8 protein-coding genes are annotated in these 12,524 nt (G+C 51.1%); 6 read left to right on the top strand and 2 right to left on the bottom strand.

The genetic code is table 11. The features are described from left to right. Positions 1-2 precede the first annotated feature (2 nt). The 6 genes from KOO62_02170 to KOO62_02195 all read left to right on the top strand — a co-directional run bounded on the left by KOO62_02170 (position 3) and on the right by KOO62_02195 (position 10,776). Positions 3-1,277, top strand: coding sequence for a substrate-binding protein (locus KOO62_02170; GenBank protein MBU8932789.1), 1,275 nt, complete (start codon positions 3-5; stop codon positions 1,275-1,277). Positions 1,278-1,397: 120 nt separating this feature from the next. Then, complete coding sequence (locus KOO62_02175) at positions 1,398-3,506, top strand: methyl-accepting chemotaxis protein (GenBank protein MBU8932790.1); 2,109 nt, start codon at positions 1,398-1,400, stop codon at positions 3,504-3,506. Between the two features lie 294 nt (positions 3,507-3,800). After that, positions 3,801-5,558: a PAS domain S-box protein gene (locus KOO62_02180; protein ID MBU8932791.1), complete on the top strand. Its 1,758-nt coding sequence runs from the start codon at positions 3,801-3,803 to the stop codon at positions 5,556-5,558. Positions 5,559-5,780: 222 nt separating this feature from the next. After that, positions 5,781-7,229, top strand: coding sequence for a porin (locus KOO62_02185; GenBank protein MBU8932792.1), 1,449 nt, complete (start codon positions 5,781-5,783; stop codon positions 7,227-7,229). 31 nt (positions 7,230-7,260) lie between these two features. Beyond that, positions 7,261-10,188: a HAMP domain-containing protein gene (locus KOO62_02190; GenBank protein MBU8932793.1), complete on the top strand. Its 2,928-nt coding sequence runs from the start codon at positions 7,261-7,263 to the stop codon at positions 10,186-10,188. A 99-nt stretch (positions 10,189-10,287) separates the two neighbouring features. Beyond that, on the top strand, positions 10,288-10,776 hold the full coding sequence (locus KOO62_02195; GenBank protein ID MBU8932794.1) for a chemotaxis protein CheW: 489 nt from the start codon (positions 10,288-10,290) through the stop codon (positions 10,774-10,776). A gap of 74 nt (positions 10,777-10,850) precedes the next feature. Here the strand turns inward: KOO62_02195 and KOO62_02200 are convergent, their stop codons facing one another. Continuing rightward, positions 10,851-11,453, bottom strand: a complete 603-nt coding sequence (locus KOO62_02200) for a methyltransferase domain-containing protein (GenBank protein ID MBU8932795.1) — start codon at positions 11,451-11,453, stop codon at positions 10,851-10,853. Positions 11,454-11,531: 78 nt separating this feature from the next. Then, positions 11,532-12,518: a phosphotransferase gene (locus KOO62_02205; GenBank protein ID MBU8932796.1), complete on the bottom strand. Its 987-nt coding sequence runs from the start codon at positions 12,516-12,518 to the stop codon at positions 11,532-11,534. Positions 12,519-12,524 lie beyond the last annotated feature (6 nt).

Below are 12,524 nucleotides of genomic sequence, written 5' to 3' on the forward strand. Positions count from 1 at the left end.
AAATGAGACGTTTCACATACTCTCTATTCGTATTGGCAGCTCTGGCTCTGATCGCCGCACCTGTTCTTGGCGGAGACATTGTCAAACTAGGCCTCAACTATCCGAAGACGGGGCCATACAGTGTCCAGGGTCTGGACCAGTTCCGGGCAGCCGAATTGGCTGTCAATGAAATTAATGCTGCGGGAGGTATTCTCGGAAACCAGGTTGAACTGGTATGGCGGGATTCTCAGTCCAAGCCCGACATCTCCAAGCAAAATGCCACAGAGTTGATCGACCAGGAAAACTGCAAGATGCTCTTTGGTGGTTCTTCCAGTGGCGTGGCTTGTGTCGTCGGTGACATCTGCCAGGAGAAGGGTATCCCCTTCTTTGGCACCCTGACCTACTCCACTGCTACGACCGGGACCAGAGGTCATCGGCACACGTTCCGGGAATGCTATGACGCCTGGATGGGTGCTTCTGCCCTGGGTAATTATCTGAATACCAACTTCGGCGGTAAGAAGTATATGTACATTACAGCCGACTATACCTGGGGTTGGACGACCGAGGCTGCCACCAGGAAGTTCAGCAATACTCAGGATAATAACGTTCACAAGGGTGTGTTGACGCCGCTGGGAACCAAAGACTTCAGCAAGCAGCTATCGCTGGTTAAGATGGTCAAGCCGGACGTTCTGGTATTGGTTCTCTTTGGCTCCGATATGGTTAACGCCGTACGCCAGGCCACAACTATGGGCTTGAAGAGCCAGTGTCAGATCGTGGTCCCGAACTTAACGCTCGGCATGGCTGAGGGCGGTGGTCCGAAGGTCATGGAAGGCGTAGTTGGGGCTTTGCCGTGGTGTTGGCAGGTGCCTTACAAGTACAATTATGCCCGCGGCAAGCAGTTTGTGGAGAGCTTCGCATCCACGTACAATCGGTATCCCAGCACCTCTGGTGCTTCGGCCTATACCATTGTATACGAGTACAAGAATGCTGTTGAACGCGCTCAGGGGTTCGAGTCGCCGAAAGTGATTCAGGCTCTTGAAGGCCACAGCTATACTTTCCTGAAGGATCAGCAAACCTGGCGCGACTTCGACCATCAGTCGGTGCAGACTGTTTTTGCCGTGAAGTGCAAACCCCAAGCGGAAGTCCTCAAGGACAAGTACCAGCTGGACTACTTTGAAATCATGAGCAGCATCAGCGGGAATGATGCTGCTATAACGAAAAAAGAGTGGAAAGCGGTGAGAGCGGAGAACAATGTGCCTACCACCCTGGAACCAATAGTGTCTATGGCTTCGGAGTAGGACATACGAATGAATGCAGATGTGCGGGCAGATGGGTCAACCATCTGCCCGTACACGTTCCCGGACTAATGATAGAACTTGATAAGCCACGGGGCACGGTAAGGAGAAGGAGCGACAGCGATGCTGAAGTGGAACATACGCAATCAGATACTATCTTTGGGGGGAATTAGTCTGCTGGTGCTGGCGGCCGTCGTAGTGTATTTCTACAGCTTTGCAAAGGAAGAATTCCACACTAACAGCCAAAGATTGATCGAAGTTACCGGCAGACAATATGCAGACGAAATAGACCGCAGTTTTACAGGCTGCGCTGATATTTTCAACGAATGGACCCGTGACGATGTGTTCGGCATCGCTTTGGAGTTCAATACGACGACTGAATTAGGGGTAGAGTTTGAGAAATGGTTATCCCATGCTCCCGAGTTCGCACTTATCGCATTAGTGAATGAGTCCGGAAGCATAGTAGAGATCGCTTCGTCGAGCAAGCTAAACGGCAATATGCAAGCGATGAAAGGAAGTCGTCTGCCAGAACTCCAGGAATTCAAGGGATCTGGCGAACGGCAACTCACCTTTCTGGAGAGTACGACGCTGTCCCAGTTGGGAGCAGATAGATGCTTCACCTATGCCTTTTACCGTCCTTCATTCCAGTCATCCGGCACACGCAACGGCGGCATCATCGCCCTGACAAATTGGTCACTGATTGAGAACTCGGTTGGTAAATGCAGTGATGAATTTCGCACTCAAGGGTTCCCTGGTGCCAGGACCGCCATAGTGTATTCGGACCGGACACAGGGCTTCGTTTCATCCATCGGACAGGCGACAGATTTGGAACCTGACTCTTATAAGAGTTTGGCGGAGTGGTCCCGTGAGACAGCTCTTGACCACGTGGCGATTACCGAACTCTCAGAAGGCGTGATGTTGGTCGGAAAGAACACTCTAACGCCACCGTCAAGTGATGAAGATGGACAGTCGGCATCGTCCGCGCCGATCATGTTGACAATCATACCGGAAGAAGAAGTGATGTCCCGACTGAACAGCCAGTTAATGATCGTGCTGGCGATGGGCTTTGCCGGTTTACTGTTGATGTCAGTGGCGACGTACTTCATTAGTCGCCGTATTTCGACCAGAGTATCCCGAGCTGCCGAATTGGCACGAGTGATGGCGGCCGGCGATACGAGTCAGAAAATTGATATTAGCGGAAATGATGAAATTGGCGTCCTGGGGATGGTCTTTACCGATCTTTCGAAATACCTTGAAGATATGTCCAAGGTCGCTGAGAGGATCGCAACCAATGACTTGACGGTCGAGGTTGAACCCCGATCCGAGCAGGACAAACTCGGCAACTCCTTCCGGTCGATGGTACTCAACCTGAGTCAAGTGATTAGGCAACTAAATGACAATGCCAATCAGTTTGTCTCAGCCGCCAATGAAATAGCATCGTCATCACAACAGACATTGCGTGGAGCTAAAGACCAAACCGATCAAGTTATCCAGGTCTCGACGGCGGTTGAAGAAATGACTGCCACTATCGTAGAGTCTGCCAAAAATGCCGGCGACGCCAACGAGGGTGCTAGAGCGGCCTCAGACAATGCCACCAGTGGCGGTCAGATTGTCAACGAGACGATCCAGGGGATGCAGCGCATCGCTGATGTCGTTCGCGAATCAGCCGAGTCTATCGCCAAACTGGCCACGTCCGCCGATCAGATAGGTGAGATCATCAGCGTGATTGACGACATCGCCGACCAGACCAACCTCCTGGCTCTTAATGCCGCTATCGAGGCCGCTCGAGCCGGTGAACAGGGACGCGGTTTCGCAGTAGTAGCTGACGAGGTACGGAAGTTGGCCGAGCGCACGGGCAAGGCAACCGGCGAGATTACCGGTATGATCAAAGGGATTCAACAGGGAACCGAGGAAGCCGTCAACTCGATGGAAACAGGTGTTCAGGAAGTTGACAAGGGTCGAGAGCTAGCCGATAAGGCCGGTAACAGCCTGACTGAGATCGTCAACATGTCACAAGAAGTGATGAACCAAATCCAGCAGATGGCCACCGCCTCTGAAGAGCAATCTTCAGCTGCTGAGCAGATTTCCAAGAACATTGAGAACGTAGCCTCAATCGCCAGAGAGTCGGCCACCGGAGCCGAACAGTCAGCGACGGCAGCGGAAGAGCTAAACCGTCAGGCGGAAGGCATGCAGCAAATGGTCGCTCGGTTCAAGGTTGAACAAGAAGCGTAAACGAGTGGTATGGATGTTGTAGGTTTGTCATGCCGGACTTGATCCGGCATCCAGTTCTGGATTCGAAGACTGGATTCCCGTTTACACGGGAATGACACAATTACAGACTTTGTACAATGACCAATCACGTGGGTCGGGATTATTCCCGACCCGCTTTTTGTGGATGGTTGTGACTATTCTTTCCGTAGCTGCGTGCGTTCAGCTACACCACTCACTGTTCAGAAATTGCGCAGGAATACCGATAATTTACTAAGGCATTAGTCACTGCTAAACATAGTACACTGGAGAGATTTTGTGAAATCAAGAAGTCTGAAGTCGGCCGAACAAGACCGCCAGTCTCAAGAAACCAACGCCGGTGCCTGTACATTTGTCACTGCAAAACCGGAATCTCAGTCAGTGACTTTGCTTCGAGCCAATGAGTTCGCACCTGATCAGACCGATTATCTTCAGGCAAACCGGTTCAACTCCGCCCAGTGGGAGCGAATCTTCAATTCGACCGCCAATGGAATGAGAGTCGTTGATACCCAGTACCGCACGGTGCATGTCAACGATGCCTTCTGCCGGATGATCGGAGCATCGGAAGAGGAGATCGTCGGTCAGCATTGCTATGACTGCTTTCCCGGCACAGGGTGCAGTACAGACAACTGTCCCCTGAAACGAATCACCGGCGGTGAGGACTCGGTCGAGCATGAGGTGCAAAAGGAACTACCAGACGGCTCCAAGCTGACCTGCATAGTCACGGCCACGGCCCTCAGAGACGAAAACGGAACGCTGATCGGGATCATTGAGAGTTTCAAGAATATCACCAGACAAAGGGAAGCTGAGCAAGCGCGGCGGACAAGCGAGCACAACTACCGAGATCTCATTGAAGGCACAGATAACCTCGTAACAAAGGTCGATGAGCGGGGCGTATTCACCTTCGTCAACGGCTCCTCACGCAAGGTCCTTGGGCTTGAACCGAAGGAGTGCATTGGCCTTTCAGCCATTGACTTTGTCCATCCCGACGATCGGGAACGAACCAAGAAGACCTTTGGGGATTGGCTCCAGGAAAAACTACGGACAGCAACCATTGAGAACAGGCAGGTGAGCCGGACCGGCGACGTGCGGGATATGATCTGGACCTGTAACTTCTCCTATGATGAAGACGGCAAGTTAACCGAGATCAGCAGCATAGCCCGGGACATCACCGAGTACAAGTTAGCCAAAGGGGCATTGACGAAGAGTGAGGAGGACTACAAACGTCTTTTCAATTCCTCACCTACCATGTTGCTTTCGGTCGATGCCAAGACGGCGGCTATCGTCGAAGCTAACGAATCGCTCCTGAACACACTGGGCTATACCAGAGAAGAAATCATAGGACGACCGGTATTTGAATGCTATACCCCTGAAAGCGCGAAGCACTGTAAAGCGAATGTCTTCCCCACATTTGTGGAAACAGGAGTGATTCGTGATGAAGAACTCCAGTTGCGGCGAAAGGACGGGGGGGTTCTGGACGTAATTCTGAATGTGTCGCCAGTTCGTGATTCGGACGGGAACCTTATTCGCAGTCTCTCAAGCTGGCATGACATCACCGAGCGCAGGCAGGCTCAGCAGAAACTTCAAGAAGCACACGATGCCCTCAAGGTGGAACGCATCAAGCTTGAAAACAAAAACATCGCCCTCAACGAAGTTCTGAACCAGATAGAAACACAGAAGCAATTATCAGGAGCACAACTTCAATCCAATATCAACCACATCATCCTGCCCCTGCTTCAGAACATCAAAGAGAAGTTCGGCGACAATGATGGTCATTTAATTAGCCTTCTGGAGAATGCCCTGAGTAACCTCATGGAGCCAATGATCGGAAAACTAGAGCAGGCCCACACCGATCTCTCCCCGCGTGAACTCGAAATCTGTAATATGGTTAAGCAAGGATTCTCATCCAAACAGATTGCTTCGATTCTGAACGTATCCGTCCATACTGTCAACAATCAGCGCTATAGTATCCGGAAGAAATTTGCGATCAATGGCGATCGAACCAATCTTGAGAACTACCTGAAAACCCTGCAATAGCCATACACCTTGGTCGACACTGTCTTCAGTCTCGACAACAATCTGTCATACCGGAATTTATCTTGCATCCAGTTCCGAATTCGTTTTGACGATTACCTATTAGGCATAGGTATTATATCACTATTTATTGGTAATTAACAATCTCGACGCTGGGACGATACCTGAACCAAAAGGGAAGACACAGAACCGTATCATCAATTTCGGATGAAAAGGGGAGGGCGAATGTTCGTAAACAAGAAAACCGGCCATAGGTTCGGAGCAGTGTTCAGCGTTGTGCTGTTGCTGGTCTTTGTCGTCTGCGGTAGCGTGGCGGCGCAGGATCTTGGTCAGATTCTCAAAGCAGTCAATCAGGTCGAAGCTGACCTTCAGGCCAAGCTTGATCAGGAAGCTACTGCTCGTACCGAGGCAATTGCCAAGTTGCGGGCCGACATGAACAATCTCGAATCCGGTCAGCCGGGAACGGTCGACAAGTCCTGGCAGACAGAATGGGAACGGAAACTCGCGGTTTTGCAATCAGGGTTTGAGAAACTCTCTGTCGCCTATGCCCGGAATTCATCCGAAGGTGTAAGTGATGAACAGTGGCAAACCATAGCCATTGAAATTGCTTCCCTGAAAGCCGAGAACCTTGCTCTCAAAGAGATGGTTGATAAGAAAACCGCTCAGTGGGCATCTCTTGATGGTGGTCTCCCCACTCCCAATGAGACGCCTACCTCGACGTCGCCATTCACTGAACCCTGGTCTGGTCTTTCGTTTAATGGATTTGTGGATGCCAGCAATTATAATGATCACAACGCCGGTGAAGGTTCGTTCGGTTTGGATCAAGTCGAGGTCGACCTGGTGCAGAAACTATCCGACCAGGCTTCAGCGAATGCCGACATCGAGTATGTTTCGGACGGCATGGGTGGCTTTGGTATGGATCTGGAGCAGGGTTACCTGCAGTGGAATGTCGGCTCAGGCCAGACCTGGTCGTTTACGTTTGGTAAGTTTAATGCCCCAATCGGTTTTGAGCTTCTGGACGCACCCGATATGTACCAGTATTCGCATGCTCTTGTGTTTGACAATGGTATCCCCGGAAACCTCACCGGCCTTATGGTTGCGACTGAGTTTGCGGCGATGGTTGACTGGACTTTCTATCTGGTCAATGGCTGGGATGTCAACACGGACAACAACAAGGACAAGACTTTTGGTACTCGGGTGGGATTCACACCGGCTGGGAATCTCAATTTTGGTCTGTCAGCGATCACCGGTCCCGAGCAGGATCAGAACAACTCAAGCCGTCGGACGGTCATAGATTTTGACCTGACCTACAATCCAGCAGCTTTCTGGACCATTGGTGGAGAGTTCAACTATGGAACGGAGACTAAAGCTCTGGTAGGCAACAAGAGCGGCAACTGGTCAGGATTCCTGCTGATGAACAACTGGACTTTTGGAGATCGTTTCGGATTGACGACGCGGTTTGATCTGTTTAACGATGCCGATGGACTCCGTACCGGTACGGAACAATCGTGGAAAGCCATTTGTATATCTCCGTCCATGAGTATTGTTGATGGTCTTTGCGGACTCATCGAACTGCGGTATGATTTCTCAGATGAGGACACCTTTACCGCCAGTGATGGCACTCCCAAGGATAACCAGTTCTCATCCGCTTTGGAATTTACGTACGGTTTCTAAGAGTAGGAAAACACACAAGGAGTAGAAAAACATGTTTAAGAATCTTAAGATCAACACCAAACTGATCGCAATCTTCCTGCTGATCGGTTTGATTCCATTGGGATTGGTGGGAATCTCCACTCTCAACACCTCAACTGACGCCCTTGAAGGTGCAGCCTTCAACCAGCTGTCATCGCTCCGCGATGTCAAGAAGGGCCAGATTGAGAAGTTCTTCGGCGAGCGCGAAGGTGACATGGGCGTGCTGACGGAGACAGTCGGTACCCTGCGCCTGGAGGCGTTCAACAAACTGATGGCCGTTCAGGCTATCAAGAAGAACCAGATCGAGACTTTCTTTGGCGAACGCCTGGGAGATGCTCAGGTGCTGGCTAACAATCCGTACACAATTCAGGCCTGCAAAGACCTTGGCAAAGCCAATAATGCAGCCAAGACAAAAGGGTTATCCGGTCTGGGGTTGTTACAGGACGCGAAGTTCAGTCTCACCTACGAGACTTACAAACCGACTTTTGAAAACTACATGGAAGAGTACGGTTATTATGATGTCTTCCTGGTCGACCCCAATCAGGGCGATGTCTTCTTCTCAGTTACTCAGGAGCCAGACTTTGGCACCGTGTTGAGCAGAGAAGGGACCAGTCTGACGAGTGCCTGGGAGAAGTGTCTCACTTCGGGTGCACCGGCTCTGGCCGACATGGCGCAGTATGCTCCATCAAACAACGTCCCGGCCATGTTTGTGGCCTGCCCGGTCTTCGATGGCCGTGAAGCAGTCGGCGCTGTGGCTCTTCAGATTTCCACCGAGGCCATCAACAACATCATGCAGGAGCGTTCCGGTATGGGTGAATCGGGCGAGTGTTATCTCGTCGGTTCTGACCTGAAAATGCGTTCCAATTCATATCTTGATCCAACCAACCACTCAATTAGTGCCTCCCTCAATGGTAGTGTCGCCCAAAACGGCGTTGACACCAAAGCGGGCCGCGAGTCTTCAACCGGCAACTCCGGCATGGAAGTAATCCAGGATTACAACGACAACCCGGTACTGTCAGTCTATTCTCCGGTGGAGATTGGGGACGTCACCTGGGGTTGTATCGCTGAAATTGATGCTGCTGAAGCGTTCTGTCCCAAGGATGAGAACGGGACATATTTCTTCCAGAAATATCAGGAGATGTACGGCTATTACGACTTGTTCCTGATCAACCCGGATGGTTACTGTTTCTACACGGTAGCGAAGGAAGCTGATTATCAGACCAACTTCCTTAGTGGCCAGTACTCAAGCTCAAACCTCGGCGCCCTGGTTCGCAACGTCAGTAGCACGAAGGGCTTCGGCTTCGCCGACTTTGCTCCTTACGCTCCAAGTAACGGTGACCCCTGTGCTTTTGTGGCCCAGCCATGTACATATAATGGCAAGGTCGAGATGATCGTCGCCCTGCAGTTGCCGCTTGATGCTGTTAATTCGATCATGCAGGAACGAGCGGGTCTGGGTGAGACCGGTGAGACATATCTCATTGGTTCAGACAAGCTGATGCGTTCCGACTCATATCTTGATCAGACCGGTCACAGTGTATCCGCCTCGTTTGCAGGTACCGTGGATCGCAACGGTGTTGATACTGATGCGTCGCGTGATGCTCTGTCCGGCAATACTGATTCGAAGATAATCATTGATTACAATGGTAACCCGGTGCTGTCATCTTATGCGCCGCTTGATGTCTTCGGCACCCGCTGGGCTATCATTGCTGAGATCGATGAATCGGAAGCGTTTGCTGCCGCCAGTTCAATGCAGACTTCTACGATTACCATCGCGGTCATCATGATCGCTCTGATCGTAGTTGTAGGTTGGTTCTTTGCCCGCTCGATTTCGAAGCCTATTTCAAATATGGCTGAGATCGCTCAGGGTATCTCGACCGGTGATATCAATCATACCGTCAACGTTACGACCAACGATGAAATTGGTGTGTTAGGAAAATCTTTCACCTCTTTGATTGATTATATGAAAGAGCTTGCTGGTGCAGCAGAGAAAATCGCCGAGAACGATCTTACAATAGATATTGATCCTAAGTCCGAGCAGGATGTTCTCGGTCACAGCTTCAAGACCATGACCACCAACCTGACCGGTATGGTACGCCAGATGGGTGACAACTCGACTCAACTCGTCTCGGCCGCCACAGAAGTTGCCTCCGCGTCAGAACAGATGTCGCGTGGTGCCAAGGATCAGACCGACCAGGTGACCCAGGTCTCGACGGCGGTTGAAGAGATGACAGCCACCATCGTAGAGTCCGCCAGGAATGCTGGTGACGCCACCGAAGGCGCAAACGCCGCCTCCCAAAACGCCACCAATGGTGGCCAGATTGTCAACGAGACAATCCAGGGCATGCAGCGAATCGCTGATGTCGTTCGCGAATCAGCTGAGTCTATCGCCAAACTGGCTGCATCGGCTGATCAAATTGGCGAGATTATTGGTGTCATTGATGACATCGCCGACCAGACCAACCTCCTGGCTCTCAATGCTGCCATCGAAGCGGCTCGCGCCGGCGAACAGGGACGCGGCTTTGCCGTCGTAGCTGATGAGGTCAGAAAACTGGCCGAGCGCACGGGCAAGGCGACCGGTGAGATTACCGGCATGATTAAAGGTATCCAGCAGGGGACCGAAGAAGCCGTTGGTTCGATGGAAACCGGTGTTCAGGAAGTCGATCAAGGTCGGGTACTGGCTGACAAGGCCGGTAACAGTCTGACTGAAATTGTCAATATGTCGCAGAGCGTCATGGACCAGATCCAGCAGATGGCGACAGCCTCTGAGGAACAGTCTTCAGCAGCTGAGCAGATTTCCAAGAACATTGAGAACGTAGCTTCAATCGCCAGAGAGTCGGCCACCGGAGCCGAACAGTCAGCGACGGCAGCGGAAGAGCTAAACCGTCAGGCGGAAGGCATGCAGCAAATGGTCGCTCGGTTCAAGGTCAAACAGGAAGCGTAAGCTAACTTGCTGTGTTCGTCTGATTAACGAAGACATGAAATAAGACGTGGACCGGGACTGATCCCGGTCCACGTCACACTAATATTGAGGATTCTCACAATGGGCAAAGAGACAGACAAGTCCTTCGATGAGCTAATCCAATTGGTTTCATTCAAGCTTGGTCAGGAAGAGTTTGGCGTGGACATTATCAAGGTCCAGGAGATCAACCGGATGGTCCCGATCACGAAGGTTCCTCAGGCACCGCACTATTGCGAGGGAATAATCAATCTCCGCGGTAAAGTGATTCCGGTCATTGATCTGCGTAAGAAGTTCGAGATGAGTGTCGAGGAATGGACCAAGAACACCCGAATCATTGTTGTTGATATCAATAATAGTGTCACCGGCATGATTGTGGATGCGGTCGATGAAGTTCTTCGGATTCCACGCTCGACTATCGAGCCAGCTCCTCCCGTCATCAGCTCAGTGAACTCTGACTATATCAATGGAGTTGCCAAACTGGAAGAGAGCCTTCTTATCTTCCTGAACATCGGTCGTATCGCCGGTGAGGCGAGAGAAGAGATTGGTGAAGTGGAAGAATTACTAGCTTAGACGGCAGACAAGACAAGACGAATGCGGGTCGGGATTACTCCCGACCCGTTTTTTTTGTGTTCGGAAGAGCAGTCCTATCCTGTGTAAGGTTTTTCAAACTGAATGAAGAATGTTAATCCGGTCTCTTCCGCTCGAACGAACCGAAGACCTGCCGCCGAGACCAGACGCCGATAGTAATTAAGGTCATGTACTTTGTTCGGCCGCCGGCCGCCATAGGCAGGGGTGATGGTCTCATGGGGAAGGCGGATCAATATCTTGAAGGCAAAGATGTCTTTATTACTGCCTTCTCGAATCGGTGAATGGATATCCCAGAGAAGGAACTGTCCACCCTCTCGGAGGGTTCTGAATACTTCGGCCATAACCTGTGGGTGAGTTTTCTCATCCATGAACATAAAGGTGAAGAATGCTGTTGTGGTCGGAAAGGTGTTGTCAAGAAACGGTAGACTGGCAGCATCAGCGACAACCTTGATCGGACCGTCCGGAGCTTCTTCAAGCTCTTTCCTTCGGTTGTCTATTGCTATTACTTCACGACCCTTCAGCCGGCCAATCACGCCTTCTCCCCCGCCACCAATGTCGAGGACGAGGCCGTCACATGCAAAATCCCTGACGATTACTTCCTGATCTTCAAGGCAGTGTATCCGGTTTTCATCCGGCCATGAATGATGATCGTCGTTCATCGGTCTCCTCAGCATCCGTCAACATGCCCTTCCCACATTCTCAGGTACAGCCCACAGAAGTGGACGCCTCGAACCAATCTATGAGAATTCCATATCAATAACCGGCACATCATCCTCAATACGCTCTCTACGGTTCTCCATGAACCTATGACACCAACCGTTGAGATTGTGGGCATCCTCAGCGTGAATGATGATGTACAGCTCAATTTCGCGCAGCTTCAGGAAATCGGGAATGCACTTCATCCATTTCAGGTCCAGGTGGTTCTCCCACTCGTATCCGGTCATTATCCCTTCGAGGAATCGACGTGCAAAGGGGACATTCTCCCCGATCGATTCGTCCCGCAGCATATAGAACAACGTAATGGCAATGTCGTTGGAAAACCAATCATAGTGACAGTCGTCAAAATCGAAGACGGTGATGCCACTTTCTGTCACAAAGAAATTCCCATGATGTAGATCACTGTGGATCAGCCCATAAGAATCAACATCGGCGGGTAGAGCATGCAGACGTTGTTCAACTTCATGGCATCGTTGTATCACTAACGGCTGATCGGCCGGCAGATATTTGTCTGGATCGCGATACTCATCCTCGTGCCACTCGTGTCGTTTGAGAGCAGAGCTTGGAGGATTGTAGTTCTTCGTCGCGGCGTGCATCTTCCCGAGAGTCTCCCCCCAGTTTTGAAACAGCTGATCACTCCAGTCATCTTTGCCCGGACAATGACCATCTACCTTTTCGAAAGCGTAGACGAGAAAATGGGAATCATCAACACCGACAATCTCAACCATCTCGCCGTTGATCGACGAAATGGCTCTCCCGACAGACACGCCGTGATCCGCTAGAAAATTGGTCCAATCAAGCTCTCCCCTGATTGCATCCGCCGAGCGATGAATGCTATGGGTTATTTTGAGAATATACTGCCTGCTCTGTTGTTCGAACTCGTAGACAAAGCTCTCGAATGAACCCAGACGAGTGAGCTGGCTTTCCTTAATACCGTATCGACTCGCAACCTCGGACAGAACGAAATCCTTATGCTCCGTAAATATGGTCTGGCTTCTCTGGTCCATAAAGTA

The sequence above is a fragment of the Candidatus Zixiibacteriota bacterium genome, from assembly GCA_019038695.1.
Classification (GTDB): domain Bacteria; phylum Zixibacteria; class MSB-5A5; order GN15; family FEB-12; genus B120-G9.